Genomic DNA, 17,403 nt, shown 5'->3' on the forward strand with positions numbered 1-17,403 from the left:
ATCTGTTTTCACTGACAAATTCAGAATTTTTCACTGAAAACTCTCTCAAAATCGACCAATCCAGATCAAGCTCTGTCAGTAGCCGCAGCTAGAATATGTTGTTACGCGTTATTATTACCTTCCATGATTATCCTGACACATCTGTTCCAGTCTTTATCATCTGTATTGATTTCTCTTGTAGGGACTTTCGATCGTTTGGCTTGTTCTCTTAACATATTTTGTGTTTCCAATAATTCGTTAACTGACATTTTTACTGCTTCAGGCATGTTTATCCATTCACTTGGATTTCTGCTTATAATTCTTTCTTCAGCCGTTTCAGGAGAAATTGTTAACAATATGCACTCCGCACCTAGATATAAGAGTTTTTCTTCAATTGTTGTAACCTCAATTGGGTCTGAGTTAGAAAAAGCTACCCTGTGATTAAGGTGGAATCTTTCTAAAAACGTAAAACAGTCCTCTAGCCGTTCTTGATGCAGGCCCTAACTATACAGCCCATTCATTGAGCTTTGTTAACATTTCCGTTCGTTCCTTCAGTAAAATTAAATGCTCTTCTTGAGATAAACTTAAATACTTCCCATGCTTGTTATTCAATATTTGTGTGTAATGTTCCCCAAGAATAACTACGCTTCTCTCTGCGGATTCATCTTGTGATTGGTACTGCTTAATGGCCCTCAATACCGATGTCTTACCAGCATTAAAAAATCCCTCAAGAATTACTCCTTTGATATGCATCCTTCTCCCTCTCTATTCCCAGTGATGACTTCGCTAAATGTTTCTATATTAATGAACCTCTCAGGGGTTATCTGCTGATATCCCTCTTTGAGAGCAGATCAAGGTCCACACGGACTGAAGCGTGGATAATGTTATCAGAAGTTCGTTTCTTCCGAAATACTTCCAAGATTTTGACTCTATATATTCTCTATTCTACTTTTCTTTGTATTATTCAAGTCGAGCTGTTGCATGCAACTCATTATTAAAACTATCAATAAAGAAATTATAACTTCCCATTTCAATATCAATAATGTTTCTGGATCAGGATGTAATATACTTTGAGAGGATAGCCCCCAATTCATGTAGTTTAGGGCATGCGATAGTAATGTTGAAGTTGATATTAATATCCAGTTCACTATAAAGTAATAATTGTTATGATCTTTATTGAACCATCCATTAATGACTACCAAACAAAAAGGAATAATTATGGTTGTTCCCATTGCAGAAAAGAAAGTAACAATCCACAATTCTTCAAAAACATTTATCAACATCCAAATAGGTAACAAAGTTAGATGAAATATAACTATTGGCAATATGTTAATGGTGAAAAGGTTCCTTCGTATTATTGCAATTAGTTTTGTAATTTCTATCCCTCTTTCTATTGTTTTTTGAGGACTAGAGATTTTCTGATAACGTTTTTGTACCTACGAACGCGAGAGGCTTAAGTTGCAATAGGGCTGACTGCTCAAATACAAACAGGACGTTAGCCCACATTAATTTTTTATAATGGTTTGTAATTTATCTATAACTTCATTCCGATCTTCACCGTTTACTTCACATACTCGAGCCGCTAAAGTTAGTGCCATCCATTCCTCAAGGACTTTTGGGTTCATTCCAGATAGCATTAAATACTCTCTTAGATACTCTCTATTAAAAAATTCACGATATTCTCTCTTAATTAGCCAACTGGGAGCATTAGACGGTAGTGCATGTGATTGAATCATCATCGAAGTTCTAGTAACATCTGCCGCTTGATTACCAACCAAAACATTCATCCAATCAATAATTATAGGCCCCTTGGATGAAAGGATGATGTTGCCGGGGTGAAAATCATAATGACAAAGTGCATTACCTTCAGGTAATGCATTAAGAACATTTATAGCAAATTGCTTCTCATATTCTTTAATCGCTTCAGCAGTATTAATTTTGTGGGTTAATTCAGTTTTTAGATTTGAGTTAATTTTGATCTCAATGTTATGCAATTCAAAATGAAGTTGCGCCATTAGCTTAGCATAATGAGAAATACTTAATTTCGTCGGTTCTATTTGTTTTAGCATTGTTGGCCCATCAATTTTCTCATAAATAAGACACGACGTGCCCTCATACTCCAGCAGGCCAGAATAATTAGGTGCTCTAAGATTTAAGTTATTTATAATCTCAGCATTTTTTGCTTCCTTTTTTGCCTCGTGCATTGAGCGGCTTTGATTATGAAAAATCTTTATTACTTCGGTTTCACCCCATTAATAGACACTTGCAGTATTACCAATACCAAGTAATTCACCTATCATAATTTCCCCCTTTCTTCGAGCAACAAGACGTTGCGTTTGTTTTCTCCAATTAACATTCCAACGCTTTGCTTGCTTCTGTTAGTTCATTATTGGCCTCTAAATATTTTAATATTTTTTCAATATCATCGTGGTCCATTGTTTTCGCTATAATTAGATGTTTAATATTAAATCCTGGTATCTCCATTTCTTTTTCAAAGTGATTTACTAATTTTTGAGGGGTTGTCACCAAACTCCATCGTTCACTTCCATCCGAAAAAGTAAGGGTCACCTCCACCAAATCAAACTCCTTTGGATCATCATCAAACTTCCATTTTTCTAAATAAGGCACTTCTATATTTCCTTCAATAAAATGAGTTTTTGATACCCAAACTGCTTTTCCATGGTTTCCAATAATTCTATACTTATCCCCATCTTCTTTTTTTACGATGTATTTATTGCCCCTTGTAAGTGCATGAGCATATACGCCTATACTTATACAAGTTATGATTGGTTCCTCCATCAATTCACTTCCATACCGTATTTAATTTACTGAGGTTTCACATACCGTTTTGTGGATCGAAAGTTGCCAGGTTTGATGTAAAAACAATGTTCTTTACTTTTTGAATCTAAAAGAGTTTATCTCCCTTATACCAATTAAATTTACTTATTAATTCTTTTGCAGCTTCATGTATTTCATCACCTCTTGAAAACCTTTGCGTAGAGTGTTCAGATTTCTCATTAGAGATACCATGCTCTTTTTTGAATTCTTCCATCACTCTCCATATATACTCATCACATGCATCAACTGAATTTCCTACATATAAATCAAAATCGGTTACTTTCAAATGATTCGGATTATAAGCTTCCTTAAATATAGCCATATAGGCGTTTTTATCTCCAACTAATTTAATAGAGATTGACTTCTTTCCAGTTCCAGTCCGTGTATGAAGTGTAATAGAATATTCATTAGCTGTTCCTCCAACCCAAGTCGACCAGTTATAATCAATAGCTCTATCAACCAGCGTTGTTACCAGATTTTCAAATTCAATTATTTTAAATTTCCTCCAATTAACCTTTCTAGATTTCGTAAATTTTCTCCAATTATCTTGTGTGATCGCTTCTGTTTCTTTAATGCCAAATATACTTGCTAATTCACCGAATCCTTGTTCATAATTTGTTCTAAAGTCAGCAAACTTTCTATCTGATAAAAAAAGAGGAATGCTACAATCCCTATAATAGATGGGTAAAACAAATACTTTTCTAAGTTGCATTTGTTTTGCCCATGCAGCACCTAATTCACTTTTCACCCATTCCGAGCTTAGTGCTTCAGGTGATATAACAATTCCAAGATATTCATTTTCACGAATTCCCTCTTCGACTCGCCATGTAATTGATTCCCCCATCTTTATTTCCCACTTATCAAACCAGACATTAACACCAATTCGTTTTAAATCCCTAGCTAATTTTTCAACGAATGGTTTATCAATACTAGTATGACTCAAAAAAATACTAGACAAATTAATATTCCTCCTTTTAATAAATTCAATTTTCGTTCCCGTACCTATATATTCCAAGGTATTATTCGGTAAAATACCTCCTCGAAATCCACCCGCAGACCAAGGTATCATAAAAGTCGTTGCTTGAATATGATGTTAAGTGATGTCTTTGCTTCTTCGAATCAGTATACATTATTGTTTTTCTATTATTCCAAAAGTATCATGAATGACTCTTTCATAGTTTGCCCATTCAAAATAAAAAGGACCTATATTTATTGGTTTGTTCTCATGCTCCAACTTGAAATCTTTCCATACTACAATTTCTTCCTCTCTGTCAATTTTCACTGAGATATAACCACACTCTTCATCTCCACGCCAAGGACATACAAGTACTGGATATCTATAATACATATGCTCATGTGGTTTTTTTAGCAAAAAGTATTGAATCATTTCTTTTTGGTGATCTTCGCTTCCCCATCCTAAGGATGGAACCAAATCGTGTTTCTTGAGCATTTGGTAAAGTGATCTTCCATCAATAATTAAATCTGCAAATTCTGTGTTCTTATTCTCATCTTGTTCTGGGTCAAATTCATCATATCGGCTGGAAAGTTTAGTTTGTAGAGTATTTATCGTTGTCATTGGTTTCTCCTTTGTTGATTATCTCACATAGATTTCATATAACATTCTTATATTCACGAATCCTCACTGGCTTAAAGACCGAATGCCTGGCGTGATGCGGTTTAATCAGTGCAGGGCTGTCTCGACAGTCACTTCATCGCCTAGTGCTCCCAAAACCAAGGATCGACTTACCTCGGCTTTAGCATAAAATAGGCGAAGCATTGTAACTTTTCGAATCTGCTTTAATCATTTATTAATTTGCTCGCCCTTTTATCTCTTTAATTAATTCTCTATATCTTTCTACATCATATTGAAAATTCAAGTCATGCGTAATCATTATGCTCTTTAGATCATCAAATTTATGTATTAATTCTTCTAAAAAATCGATTATTTGGTTCCAAGAGAAAGCAAATTTATTAGAAGTCTTAACGAATTGTTCCTTAAAAGGCGATTGCTCAGTTAACCAAAACAATCTATCATCCTCATGACTGACTTCAACATAGTATCCCCCACAACCAAATATACCGCAAGTACAAGTGAACATAGGATACTTTCCTGGACAAATTAATGATTTTAAAATTTCTTCTTCAACAAACACTTCATCTTCGTCCAACTTATTTCCGTTTATATATAAAGCTATCCTCCAATTAATAACATGGACCATTCGCCCAGAATGTCTTGTTATATTTTTGTATTCTTTTCTTATGTCAATTTCCATATCTACTGACAGCACATCAAGTCTATTTTCATCTACTTTATTTAAGGATATTTTCATGGTTTCTCCCTGAACTTGTTGTATGACCACCATATTTCACCTAACATTTCTGTATTCATGTCCCCCTCAGGGGTCGCTGTCTGCTCTGGCTTCTTTAAAATCTCTCTGGCAAACCAAGAGCTCTGCATGACCCGAAGCATGAATATTATGTTATATGATTGTTACCATCTTCATGAAATACCTACAGTCCTTAATTCAGCTTCCATTATTGCAAAGTATACATCCATGACAATTTAAATAGATATCATGTTTTTCGCATTTGGGATACCCTCTTGGAATTGTAGGGTTATCATCCCCCTCTTCAATTTCTGACCATTCTGTATAATTATTCATGTCAACATCTTCTTTATTGAATGCTTTAATCATTAAGCCAAATTGATTCAAACAATTAACAACCCAATCTTGGCGTGGTTTATAGCTTAATTTCTCCCACCCTAAACCATCTGCTGCATTTGAAATAGTATCTAGTATAAAATCTTTCTCGCTTTCAAAGGAGCCTATAGTCCAAGGCATTTCATCAATATCAAAACCAACTGTTCCTATTCCAACTACAGACTGGTCCCTTTGTGCTAGCCAAATAATTAATTCTTTTTCTCGATTCGTTTTAGCTAGTAGTGATCCACTAATAGCTAGAACTTCAATAAAGACTGATGTTAATCCATTTGACATACCTATGGGTTCAACTACATCATTTAATTGTTTTGGTAATGAAATGGTGTTCGCCATACTATCCTCCAACACTTTTCAACTAACAAAATCAGCCCTTTATTCCTCGCCTTCGAGCTGTTTTAAAATTCTCAATCAACTATCTATCAGCAATTCTCTTAATCGTAGACAAAATTGCTTCGCATGAAAATGCCAACATTTATTGGTAATCATAATCCCTTAATGATAGTTCTTGAACAATTTTTCTACTGTCCTTTATTCTTAGAATTTGCTTCGGTTTATCATATATCCAACCAAGCTTTATACAATATTCAATTAATATGGATTTTATTAAAGGTCTATATAGGTTAATGTAATAACATTCTTTCCAGTCAAACGAAATTTCAATAAAAGAAGTTTTATACTTTCTTGAATAAGCTCTAAACAATACCTCATAAGGTTTCTCGTCAACAATGCAAATGAATTGATAATGTCTAACAATGATTGGGATTGCTTTTTTTCGAAATACTTTCATCATTCACCTCAACATTACTTTATCAGCAATTATGTCTAATAACGTTCTTGCGTTCCTGAACCCGAGTAGCTTAAAGAAGTGTAGCGACTGGCTAGCTTCGGTTCTTAACCTCGCAGGATAGTCTACCTGACTTTCACTTTCAGGAAAACGATGTTATGTGATACCTCTAGTTCTTATTTAATATATTCTTCAATCCTTGTTTAATATTATTTGATCTTGTCTATTCTGGATTACTCTATTAAAAAATCTCTGTAGTCTTTTAAAGTCAATGCCTTTTTTATTTCTATATTGGAAGAAATACACCACATATATTAGCACTCTCTTCTTAAAATGCTTTTTACATTGATTTCCTCAACGTTAATTTTGGTCCAACTCCTTTATCAATATTATTTCCAGAGGCTCGTTCTCAAGCATTAAGCATCCAGCATCTCTATATCCAAGCTTCCTATAAAAATGTTGAGCTCCTTCATTCGATTGTGTTGAGGTAATAACCATTTCAAATCCTTTTTGTTTCATTAATTCTTCCCAATACTGGACAACTTTTTTACCAATACCTGTTCCTCTATACTCCTCATCTATCCATATCATATTCATAAATGGTGTGTTGTCCCAGAAAAATCCGTATCTCATCCAACCTATTTCTTGATTGTATTTTCTGATTATTAGGATTTCATTTTCTTTTATTTTGGGTCTTATCAGTGTCTTATGTATGTGCTTGTCTCTTAACGAGATATACTCATAATCTGATTCAATTGCAAAATCAATCTGCATTGTAAGTCCTCCCTTTCACACTTTTCATTGAATATCTTCTTGGTAACCCTTAGCACTGGTGTATCATAACGTTTGTACATTACATAAGTTTATAAAGTCTTTTTAAAAATGTATAAGTCACCTTCTTCTCTAACTTTAGTAAACCCACACTTTGAATAAAAGTGCTGATTCTTCACACTCCAGCTAGGAGTATCCAGCCACCATTCAGTGCTATCTGGAAATTCACTTTCAATTTTCTCCATCACCTTCGTTCCGATTCCTTGATTTTTAAAATTTGGATCAATAAAGATCCTTCCTAGATTATGCACTTGATTACATTCTACAAATATCATAGCTCCCCCGATTATTTCTCCATTAAAGAGTACCTTGAAGTATTCGCAATTTTGCATCATCTCTTCTTGCCAACTTATGGAGTCATATCCTATAGGCCCAACGGTTCCGTTAATATTAAAATACTTTGATTCATCCTCAAAACTGGCCTTTTGTATTTCAGCAAGTTTTTGAGCATCATTTTTTCTAGCTTTTTCTAATGTCAGCACCCAACATACCTCCATTGTCTTTTTATTTTTTCCAGGGTTGTCTGTTGAAACGCCTCCTCGAACTCCATCCCAGCAGGTCAAGGCTCCGTGAGGATTCTTATGCTTGAATATTATGTTATCAGAAGTTACCGAACTTCTTCACTATGCATTCAAAATCAATCTGCAATTTTTTTATTAGCGAAATTTCTTATATGGTCTTTTTTCATTTTGTAATTTGATTATTAGTTCATATGCATCTCCTCGAATTATATTAATCCCATAATTGGCAAAGAGTATATCCATAAAATGACCTCAGATCTTTCGCGTTCTTTATACTATAGTTTTTAGTACTTTTGAGATCTAATTATTATGTTTTTAGTAATTCAAGAATTTTTGATAGCGTTTCTGTATTCATGAACCCAAAGGGTCTGTCTGCTGAAATCCCTCTTCGAAACCCAACTCGCAGACCTAGGCTCCATTAGAGATGCAACTTGAATTCGCTTCATTATGGGTGCCAGCCTCAAAAAAGCCTCAAATTTAGAGACTCAAATGGACGATGTTGGTTCGTTTCCCTCGACACCACAATTCAGCAATTTCCAAAATTGTTCAACCATGACCGATGCCGGATACGGCATCGAACGGGTAATCCACCATTCCAATACCCCCACTGCCGCTGAAATTAAAAATTGCACCGTAATGTCCCTGTTCATATCCTGATCGAGGTTGATCGAATCCAGATGCTCGCACAGACTTTGCCGGAACATTGTCTCTATTTGGTTTCGAAAAACCGTACTTCCCGTGTTCGTCAGCATTATAGAGTAGAATGAAGCATGCTGCTCCAAATATTCAAACGTACGCAGTAGTGCGGTTTTGGAAGGGAGATGAAAGAAGTTATCTTCAGACATACAATTACGTAGTAACTCGTTAATTTGAGCTTCCATGCATTGATCGCGCAGATCGTACTTGTCAGCGAAATGCAAATAAACCGTTCCGCGATTGACATTCGCTTCCTCCGCAATTTGATTGATCGTAATTCTCTCGAATTCCTTTTCTGACATTAGCCTCATAAAAGCATCAATAATGGCTTGCCTCGATTTTTGAATACGCCTGTCCATATTCTTCTCCCCTTTGTACCATCTGAAAAAATAAACATTTCGAAGTCCTCTGTTGAAAAATCAACAACCACGCTTGTTTTAACCATTGAACCCCATATACCGCTCTGATACATTCACTTTATAAAATTTATGTTGATGATTCAACATATGTTCAATTCTAGAGGAGCTGTAATCATGAAATCTATTGTTGTACAATCTTTTGAATGATTTAAATCATATTGAATTAGGAGGTTTAAAAATTGAAACTTACAGGAAACACGATTTTTATTACAGGCGGCGGTTCGGGAATTGGACGTGCGTTAGCAGAAGCTCTCCACAATCTTGGAAATAAAGTTATTATCTCCGGTCGACGTAAAGAGCGTCTGGATGAGACGATTAAAGCGAATCCCGGCATGTCCGCAGTGGAATTGAATGTACAAGATCCTGCCAGCATAAAGGCGACCGCCAAGCAGTTAATCGAAGAATACCCGGATGTTAATGTCTTGATTAACAACGCCGGCATCATACAGTCCGATGACGCGGCGGGCGTGATCGATGAGGATGTTTTGATTTCGACTGTCACTACAAACTTGCTAGGTCCCATTCGGTTGACTTCTGCATTCATCGAGCATTTGAAGGCCAAAGAAGAAGCTGTTGTCATCAACACGACTTCAATACTTGGATTTGTACCGTTAGCGACTACTGCTATATACTCCGCGACGAAGGCAGCACTTCACACCTATACGCTGTCCCAAAGGTACATGCTTAAAGACACATCGGTAAAAGTAATAGAAATTGTGCCCCCATGGGTTCAAAGCAACAACGATGAACCGCGTGCGATGCCACTTGATTCATTCATTGATGCAACAATAAAGATACTTGGCACGAATACAGACGAAGTTCTGGTGGAAGAAGCGAAAATGTTTCGAAATAACCCTGGCCCGAACGAAAATGTTTTTGTGACCCAGCTTAACGATACGATGAATTCTGAACCTCCAAAGATCCATTGATCCATCTGTAATTCAATTCTCAAAAATTTAGATTAACATGAAGTAAACACTCAGTTCCGTCTACTTCATGTTCATTTTTATGCAACTTGCTCGTGAAGTAAGAAAAAACGCCAAGCAGTCACACCCATGTTTACCTCTTAAATAATTTTGTTGATTTCACATAATGTTGGGTATTCCCGAAGTTCAAGCAGCCCCTTTGTTAGGTGATGTCGGGGACATCCTCGATTTATAAAAAAATATTTTTATGATCTTACTTCATTTAAAAATCTTGTTATTATCGGTAGGTCAGGAGGACTTATTTGATTGGGTATCTTGTTTAAATCAAAAAATTGTACATCTTGTACTTCATTTCCATCGCCCCTAATTATTCCACTGTATTCTTTACATATATAAGCTGCAACTACGTTATATACTTCATCTCCATGAGGATATCGATAGTAAAGTTCCGGGCCTGAAAATATATCAAGTAATTCTAACTCTTCAGCTTCTAAGCCTACCTCTTCAAAAAGTTCCCGGCTTGCAACCTCCTTCATACTCTCACCAGGCTCCATTGAACCTCCTGGTAATCCCCATAGACCATTATCAGTTCTTTGTTGCAATAGTAATCGTCCCACATCATCTATGAGTATCACACATGCTCCTGCCATAATTATAGGTCGGGTACCTACTAACTCTCTTAATTCTTTTATGTAATTCAATATCTTCACGCCCCTTTGAGATCCTTCAACAGACCAAGGCTCCGTTAGGAGCCACTGCTTGAATTTAACGTTATATGACGGATTCACTTCTAAAATCTACTTTCGCCAATGGATAAGGCACGTAGCCGGGTGGCTCTTCCACTTAACCGGTTGAATATGTCCGGTGAATTCGCTCCTCCGAAATGCATCTTCCGGGGCTAAAGGTCGGGCTTGTCCCGGCCAGATGAGTTGAATGCTAAGTTAGATAACGTTGACTTTTTTCGAGTTAAGTAATTATTATTCTCGTTTCCATTTATGTGTTTCGAGTAGTTTTCCAGTTTCATAAAATATCTCCTTGATTTCTTCTTGCCATTAACATATCCCCATCTTGTGTCCCCAAGTGTAAACGGTATACCTGATTCTCGTATTCGACAGCTTCAAGATCTTCCCCAGTATTAGATCCATAATCTGTCCAACTGTAACCCTCCTTCCAAGAAGCAGAAAAGCTGCACGTACTTATTTGAGTGTTCGCATGAGGCTTTATCCTAAATACTGCTCCCCAACATTCTTCTACTGTCAGATGTATAGCGAGATTGAGCTTGGGTCTACAGACAACTAGCTCACAATCAAATGAATCATAATAATATTTATATAATGACCCACCATTTTTGAGTTTATAACTTTGTTCTGGATGATAGAAGTGATCAGAGACTGTGAGTGAAAATTCAATTATTCCAAGAGGAGTATGTATTTGTGGCTGTAAGAGATTGTTTTCTTTAATTAAGACTTGTTCTCCATAAAATAGCTTCATTTTTTCCCTCCTCATAGTCTTTCTAATAACATTCCTGTATGCATGAAACCCAACTCGCAGACCTAGGCTCCGAAGGAGACGCAACTTGAATATTATGTTATATGATGGGGATGTCTTCTTCGAATTTTCTACAGTCTATTTTAGTATTCTCCATTGTATTCAATAAAACTGGTTTGTTTAAAGAGTGTAATATGATATGGGGTATAAACATACTTTGAATTTGGACTTAAGACTTCAATAAAACTAATTGCTGCATCTATATAGTCATCTGATGAGAAAACATCTTCATCTAGAAATCCACTTAAGAGTGCTGCATCTCCTTTATATTTCAAACAAAGATAGCCATACCCCGGGTCAACTATAACTAAATTTATTATGTCATCTTCTTCTTGTTCTTTGGAGCTATCGAAAAATCTAACTATTATGTCCTTATCTTTGTAATAAATCTCGGTGTCACAGGATAATTTATTATGACTAAACTTCATTGTGCTATTCCCCCCTTTTGATTTTTTTAGCTGTTTTAAAAACTAATTTTTGCTTCCCTTTCACATAACCTTCTTGTATCTACGAATCCGAGAGGCTTAAGGCGAAAAGTGCCGGTTCCAACGGACTTAGCTTCGCAGGGTTGTGAGTTGATCCTGGCTTCTCTGCTTTCCACTTCTAGTGAATCAAGGGCAACGCCCGCAGCGTAGATGCGATGTTATATGAGGTCAGTTCTTCTTCGAGCCAACTAATAATTATGCTTCCTTGCTAGTTCCCACTTCATGAATAAATTTATATCACTTATAGCATCTAATATTATTCCTTTATGTCCTATATTATTTTTTAATTCTTTCAAAATGATTGGTTTTACTAGTCTTTTATCTAACTGTTTTTTAGTTCTTGCTATATGTGCTAATCCCAATACAGAATTCGCTCTTACATTTGGATTATCATGTTGCGCTGATTTAAGACATATATCTTGAGCAAACTTCCAATTGTGATGATACATTCCAACTGAAAGTGGTAAATATATAAGTTCTTCTACTTCTTGACGAGTTAAAATATCTTTTATTCCCTGATCTGTGTATTCCTTGATATGCTTGTAAATTCGCTCCATAGTACTTGCTCCTAAATATAATCTTTTATACCTAGCTGATTTCACGTAACGTTTCTGAATTCAAGACGCCCGGCGTATGCCGGATATGTTCGGCTGATTCTACTTCATGGCTTCTCAACTTCTGCCGAACCGAGGAGCGAATGCGATGATGCTTGGATGTGATATTATACAAAGGTACCATGAATTCATTGAATCTACTTAGAAATCCTGTTTAATTATTCTTCTGTAATATCTTGATCTTCCTCAATTTCTAATCCAGCTAGTCTTGCTGCCTTGTCTATAAATTCAGCCAATTCTTCACGCCCCATCGTTTCAATAAAATAATCGTTCGCATCATTCAATTCATTAAAAGAAATTACAATTCCCTCCACAGCCTTCATGATACCTTCAGGATGTTTAGTTTCTTGTAATAATATTAATTGGTTTAGATAGTTATCCAGGACTTTATCACACATTAATAATCTCTCTTCCGTAAAAAGGTCATCTCCGTATTCAACCATTCTTTTGTTCCACAATTGAGTTGGTTTTTCATTAAATAGGTCCTGTAATGTCATTGGGCATATCCCTCATTTTCTTATCTTTGTTTTAATAGATTTTTAAAATTGCTGCTTAGTAATTTCGCATATAAGTTTGCTTACTAACTTGCTTTTCATTTCACTTATCTAATTTTTTCTTTGATTCATCTTTTTTCATCTGTTAGTACACCCTTAATGAAAGACCAAGTACGGTCAACATCTAGTCAGTACAATTGGCTTGGAGGGTTTATTCCCTTCTAAGTCTCAGGTAATAACCCCTCCCCCTTCGGCTCTTAACCTTTAGGTGATTTTTCACCTTCTCTTGTTGTTATTGATGCATGTTAAAAATGCAAGAATAGATGTCCAAAATAGTAACATTAGAGTCATCGCATCTTTTACTTCCATGGTCTCACTTTTCGAAGGAAAACCATACCCACCCAAGAGTCAATTGTATCTATATTTTACCTGTGTTCACTTACACAAACAAGTGTTCCCATTTATTTTCTTGCATTTTTCTTTTATTCTATTTGTTGTCCATCATTTCTAGCATATAACGCTTCTGTGTTCACGATGTCCCTCTGACTTATGCGAACGAAATGAGCGGCCATCGTGCGTATGTGTCCGCCTGCCCCCACTCCCTGGCAATCCTCTTTGCCGGAACGAGGAACCGCCAGGCTCCAATGCGTGGATATGATGTTATCTGATGGATTGGCCATAAAAAAACAGTTCAACTTTCCCTCTATGACATAAGGCAAAGATGAACTGTCTTTAGTTCCTGTTAAAATCTCTATGCGCACAAGTAGCAACTTCTTTTCCCATCAAGCCAACAAAGCCTGAGCGATCTGATCCACAATGCCATTGATGCCAGTGGGTCCATAACAGCCGATCCATGTCGCGGCATCGACCGCGTGTATGTGCTGGCGCTCAACGGTATCAAGCATTCCCCAGACACGTTGCTCTGTCGCCGATATTTCCTCCTGCATGAGTTCATGGCTAAGCAAGAAGTAATGGCTGGCATGTACAGCCGTTAGTCTGTCAACTGAGATGTGATAGGCCGTGTCGGAGGTATCTGCCACAAATAACGGAACAGGCAGACCTAGATCACGGTACAGTACAGCCCCTGTACGATGAGAGGCAGAATGCACGCGAACCAGAGAATCCAGCGGACGGATCAGTGCCACGCTCTTGCCTGCCAGTACGGGAGCAAGTTCTTCGGACAGCAATGTGGTTCGTCGGTGATAATCCGCTATAATACGCTTTGCCTCTTCTCGTTTGTCTGTCAGTTCACCGAACAGCTTCAGAATGGTCTGCCAGTTTTCATTGCGCTTAAACATGAGAACTGGAGCGATCCGGCTTAACTGTTCATAGTGCGGCTCATGTACCTCGGTGCAAATAATTAGATCCGGAGATAGTCGTTCCACTGCAAGCAGGTCGGGGTACTCATATGTTCCGAGTAATTCAGTATTCTGAAGTCCTGCCCTGATCGTTTGAGGGAAATGTAACACTGCATTGCCTAGTCCTACACTACCTGCTGGAGAGAGCCCCAGCGCAAGCAAATGATCGGCATATTGCACATCGAGTACAGCGATACGCTTCGGAGGTCCGATAACATGGTATTCCCCTCGCATATGGCATATCACCGAGCCTTGGGCCGACTCATATGAAGAAGCTGTGCGGTTCCGCTGCAAGGAATGGGCATAGTCTGTATCTGTTTTTGAAGGGGCATCAAGCCTATAACGTAGCGGAGGGATGCCATAATATTTCTTAAACGCCCTACTGAAATAATACATGTCGCGATAGCCCATTCTGTCAGCAATTTCACCGATGGGAGCATCCGTGTGACGCAGCATCCGCGATGCACTCTCCATGCGCAACTGAATGACATACTCAGTCAGTCCGAGCTGCTTCTCTTGTTTAAATCGTCGCTGCAGCTGTCTTAAGCTGCATCCAGCAAGGGCTGCCAGCTCTTTAAGCTCCAGATTCTGGCGATAATGCGACGCTATATATGAAGCGACAACATCCACCATGTCAGACGCTTCTCCTCCCTGACCACGTTCGTAATCCATGATCAGTTCGTAGATCATACCCTGAAGCAACGCATTGGCATGAAAACGTTCCATCCCTTCGCCACGACGCCATTTGGCAACGATTTTTTCTGCATTCTCGATCCATTCTGCTTGGGTTACCGAATTTTGCACAAATGAAGTGCGCAACGGGTGTTTGCGATATGAAGGCAAAACAAGAGAGGCTCCCTCCATGGAAGAAGCCTTGTACATGATCACGATATAATAAATGTCGTCTGATCTGGCCGTCAGCGTTAAGGATGTCCCCTTAACAACATGACCAGCAAAAGAAGCTCCAATGTGGCAAACCTCACCATTCATTGCAAGCTCCCCTTCCCCTCCGTATGCCAGCAACAACACATTCGAAGTTAATTCCGTTTCGCGAAGAACACTGCCTGTCTGCAAAGTACCGCTATACTCGTCAAGCATCTTGATCGTTGTATCACACCATAGACTTGTCTGTTCTTGTAGCGGCATTTCTCTCATCTCCTGACAATAGCATCCTTTGCTAGAGTGACTCGCATGACTGGGCTTAACCAATTAACTACACCCAGGCCTGTTAGCAAAGTAAAATTGTTGCTGTTGTCATTTTAATTGAGATTTATTCTCATTGTCAATTTTCGGACATTTTCTGCAATATTCCCCTGACATCTGGTAATAAAAACAACAGGTGGTACGCTTGCTTTTCACGGTTGGAATGCTGTCCTTATTTTTTGTGAACCGGGTGAACGGATTTCTTTTTACACCGAACAAATGCCCGGGCGCTCCTTGCGTCAGATATGAAAAATCTGCCTGGATGTGCTGAATTTCTTGCTCAGCATTGTCTACTTCAGGAGTATATAATGGGACAATGCGTATCATGATATTCTCCCAAAGGATACTCATCGAAAGAGGAGCAATTACAGCAAACGTCTTTAACAGCGGTGCAAGCTGTAACGCGAACATCTCCTTTACCACCTTTTCCCGCCACACTTCCCTGTCTCCCGTTAGTGCTTCTGCCCGAAGCCCGTTCATAGCCAGAAAAGGAAAACGCGTCTCCCCCTCATTAGCTGTGAGCATCGGATGATAGAGAAAGCTGTTGTCTAGCCGAAAAGAAACATGCTGATGATGAACGCTCATCGCGGTCAGTAACGGAGCAATCCACAGGTAGCCGATTCGCTTAGCTAACATCGAAGCGGCTACCCTCATGTCAGGCGCACCAATATACTCTTGAAGCCAGCTTAAATACTCTCGGCATGCAGCTTCTTCATGTAGTTGACTCAAAGCAATAATACGGACATTATCTTCAGACGGCTCACCAAGCCGAATCGAGTGTTCTTCCATTGTTTGCTCCCATAAGTCAGTCGATAGATAATGGTCCATTTTAATTCGATCCCAACAGTGCTTCCGATGCCTGATCTACAATAATATTAATTGCAAGTGGGCCATAATAAGCGATCCAAAGTGTAGAATTAACATCATATGCACGGCTATTTTTGACTGCATCAAGGGATTTCCATACTGAGCTGCTATCCAAAGCCTCTGCCTCTGCCGCAAACAACTCATCAGACAGAACAAAATAATGATCTGCTCCAATCTCAGGAACTTTCTCCATCGAGATTTCAACGGAGGTATCATCTTTGATCTTCTGGACTAATGCAGGCATTTTTAAGCCCAAATCCTCATACAGAATGCCGCCTGTTCGATGCTCAAGACCATGAACACGAATGCCTTCTTTTCTCGGACGAATAAGTGCTACCGTTTCCTCTCCCAACTTCTCCGACAGCTTCTCCTTCAGTCCTGCAATTTTGTCCTCATAAGCCTTACGCACAGTTTCTGCCTCTGCCTGCTTACCTGTGATCGCAGCCACCGTAGCTAACGTATCTCGCCAATCCTCGTAGAAGTCAAGTACGATTGTGGGTGCTATTTTGCTTACATTCTCATACTCTTTCTCTTGAAAATCAGTCATTAAAATAAGATCCGGGTCCAATGCTACAATCGCTTCCAGATTGGGCTTGTCCCGTGTACCTAAAACCTTTACGTCGCCCGGCTTATCGCCTAAATATTCTGGAAATGTGCTATTGCCTTCAGCGATAACACTGCCTGCCGGCTGCTCGCCAACGGCTAGCAATTGATCCAGAAATTTGACATCAAGCACAGCAATTTTCTTTGGTTTCTCGTTAAGCGTATACTGACCCTTCATATGCGAGATCGTAACCGGGAAGGCTCCGGCAGTCTGAGACGCTCCATTCGAAGGCGTGTCCGTTGGAGTTGTAGCAGACTCATTGCCGTCATTTGTACCTGCTCCGGCACCGCAAGTCGTCAGTACAAGAACAAGGGCCAGCATCCAGCCCATTAAAAATCGTGATTTATGGTTAGCATGTGCCATGCTTCCGGCAGCTTGCCTCTTTGTTCCTTTATTCATGGTGAATCCTCCTTATGTATGATAATGATTTTCATTATCGAAATATAAGGCGAGTATAATATATCTCCACATCGCGTTACCATGTACTTTTGCGACATTTCAGCCGGACTAATG

The 17,403-nt window shown here is 38.4% G+C and carries 21 protein-coding genes; 1 reads left to right on the forward strand and 20 read right to left on the reverse strand.

Annotation, left to right across the window (positions count from 1 at the left end):
- Positions 1-101: 101 nt before the first annotated feature.
- From G9G57_RS25730 to G9G57_RS04365, 11 genes are all read right to left on the reverse strand, one after another.
- On the reverse strand, positions 102-335 hold the full coding sequence (locus G9G57_RS25730; protein WP_238799241.1) for a hypothetical protein: 234 nt from the start codon (positions 333-335) through the stop codon (positions 102-104).
- A 148-nt stretch (positions 336-483) separates the two neighbouring features.
- Positions 484-732, reverse strand: coding sequence for a hypothetical protein (locus G9G57_RS25735; protein WP_238799242.1), 249 nt, complete (start codon positions 730-732; stop codon positions 484-486).
- Between the two features lie 752 nt (positions 733-1,484).
- A complete protein-coding gene (locus tag G9G57_RS04325) occupies positions 1,485-2,213 on the reverse strand; it encodes a phosphotransferase (protein WP_342365598.1) in 729 nt (242 codons plus the stop codon).
- A 115-nt stretch (positions 2,214-2,328) separates the two neighbouring features.
- On the reverse strand, positions 2,329-2,778 hold the full coding sequence (locus G9G57_RS04330) for a hypothetical protein (protein ID WP_164964518.1): 450 nt from the start codon (positions 2,776-2,778) through the stop codon (positions 2,329-2,331).
- A 106-nt stretch (positions 2,779-2,884) separates the two neighbouring features.
- Positions 2,885-3,775 carry a toll/interleukin-1 receptor domain-containing protein gene (locus G9G57_RS04335; RefSeq protein ID WP_164964519.1) on the reverse strand — a complete coding sequence of 297 codons (891 nt, stop codon included), beginning with the start codon at positions 3,773-3,775 and terminating at the stop codon, positions 2,885-2,887.
- Positions 3,776-3,946: 171 nt separating this feature from the next.
- A complete protein-coding gene (locus G9G57_RS04340) occupies positions 3,947-4,393 on the reverse strand; it encodes an oxidoreductase (RefSeq protein WP_164964520.1) in 447 nt (148 codons plus the stop codon).
- A 232-nt stretch (positions 4,394-4,625) separates the two neighbouring features.
- Positions 4,626-5,147 carry a hypothetical protein gene (locus G9G57_RS04345; protein WP_164964521.1) on the reverse strand — a complete coding sequence of 174 codons (522 nt, stop codon included), beginning with the start codon at positions 5,145-5,147 and terminating at the stop codon, positions 4,626-4,628.
- A 195-nt stretch (positions 5,148-5,342) separates the two neighbouring features.
- On the reverse strand, positions 5,343-5,873 hold the full coding sequence (locus G9G57_RS04350; RefSeq protein ID WP_164964522.1) for a hypothetical protein: 531 nt from the start codon (positions 5,871-5,873) through the stop codon (positions 5,343-5,345).
- Positions 5,874-6,684: 811 nt separating this feature from the next.
- Positions 6,685-7,098, reverse strand: a complete 414-nt coding sequence (locus G9G57_RS04355; protein WP_164964523.1) for a GNAT family N-acetyltransferase — start codon at positions 7,096-7,098, stop codon at positions 6,685-6,687.
- A gap of 89 nt (positions 7,099-7,187) precedes the next feature.
- Positions 7,188-7,637 (reverse strand): GNAT family N-acetyltransferase, encoded by a 450-nt coding sequence (locus G9G57_RS04360; RefSeq protein ID WP_164964524.1) that lies wholly within the window; start codon positions 7,635-7,637, stop codon positions 7,188-7,190.
- 524 nt (positions 7,638-8,161) lie between these two features.
- Positions 8,162-8,731 (reverse strand): TetR/AcrR family transcriptional regulator, encoded by a 570-nt coding sequence (locus G9G57_RS04365; RefSeq protein ID WP_164964525.1) that lies wholly within the window; start codon positions 8,729-8,731, stop codon positions 8,162-8,164.
- A 239-nt stretch (positions 8,732-8,970) separates the two neighbouring features.
- Between G9G57_RS04365 and G9G57_RS04370 the strand changes: the two genes are divergently transcribed.
- Positions 8,971-9,720, forward strand: coding sequence for an SDR family oxidoreductase (locus G9G57_RS04370; protein WP_164964526.1), 750 nt, complete (start codon positions 8,971-8,973; stop codon positions 9,718-9,720).
- 242 nt (positions 9,721-9,962) lie between these two features.
- Here the strand turns inward: G9G57_RS04370 and G9G57_RS04375 are convergent, their stop codons facing one another.
- The 9 genes from G9G57_RS04375 to G9G57_RS04415 form a co-directional block, all read right to left on the reverse strand.
- A complete protein-coding gene (locus G9G57_RS04375; RefSeq protein WP_064962034.1) occupies positions 9,963-10,418 on the reverse strand; it encodes an NUDIX hydrolase in 456 nt (151 codons plus the stop codon).
- Positions 10,419-10,737: 319 nt separating this feature from the next.
- Positions 10,738-11,208 (reverse strand): hypothetical protein, encoded by a 471-nt coding sequence (locus G9G57_RS04380; RefSeq protein ID WP_164964527.1) that lies wholly within the window; start codon positions 11,206-11,208, stop codon positions 10,738-10,740.
- A 140-nt stretch (positions 11,209-11,348) separates the two neighbouring features.
- Positions 11,349-11,693, reverse strand: coding sequence for a hypothetical protein (locus G9G57_RS04385; protein WP_164964528.1), 345 nt, complete (start codon positions 11,691-11,693; stop codon positions 11,349-11,351).
- A 245-nt stretch (positions 11,694-11,938) separates the two neighbouring features.
- Complete coding sequence (locus G9G57_RS04390; protein WP_164964529.1) at positions 11,939-12,307, reverse strand: hypothetical protein; 369 nt, start codon at positions 12,305-12,307, stop codon at positions 11,939-11,941.
- Between the two features lie 215 nt (positions 12,308-12,522).
- A complete protein-coding gene (locus tag G9G57_RS04395; RefSeq protein WP_164964530.1) occupies positions 12,523-12,861 on the reverse strand; it encodes a hypothetical protein in 339 nt (112 codons plus the stop codon).
- Between the two features lie 479 nt (positions 12,862-13,340).
- On the reverse strand, positions 13,341-13,619 hold the full coding sequence (locus tag G9G57_RS04400) for a hypothetical protein (protein ID WP_164964531.1): 279 nt from the start codon (positions 13,617-13,619) through the stop codon (positions 13,341-13,343).
- Between the two features lie 21 nt (positions 13,620-13,640).
- Positions 13,641-15,362, reverse strand: coding sequence for a helix-turn-helix domain-containing protein (locus G9G57_RS04405; protein WP_164964532.1), 1,722 nt, complete (start codon positions 15,360-15,362; stop codon positions 13,641-13,643).
- Between the two features lie 108 nt (positions 15,363-15,470).
- Positions 15,471-16,247 (reverse strand): (2Fe-2S)-binding protein, encoded by a 777-nt coding sequence (locus tag G9G57_RS04410; protein WP_164964533.1) that lies wholly within the window; start codon positions 16,245-16,247, stop codon positions 15,471-15,473.
- A gap of 1 nt (position 16,248) precedes the next feature.
- Positions 16,249-17,289, reverse strand: coding sequence for an ABC transporter substrate-binding protein (locus tag G9G57_RS04415; protein ID WP_164964534.1), 1,041 nt, complete (start codon positions 17,287-17,289; stop codon positions 16,249-16,251).
- Positions 17,290-17,403 lie beyond the last annotated feature (114 nt).

Source organism: Paenibacillus sp. EKM211P (assembly GCF_011066175.1).
GTDB lineage: Bacteria > Bacillota > Bacilli > Paenibacillales > Paenibacillaceae > Paenibacillus > Paenibacillus polymyxa.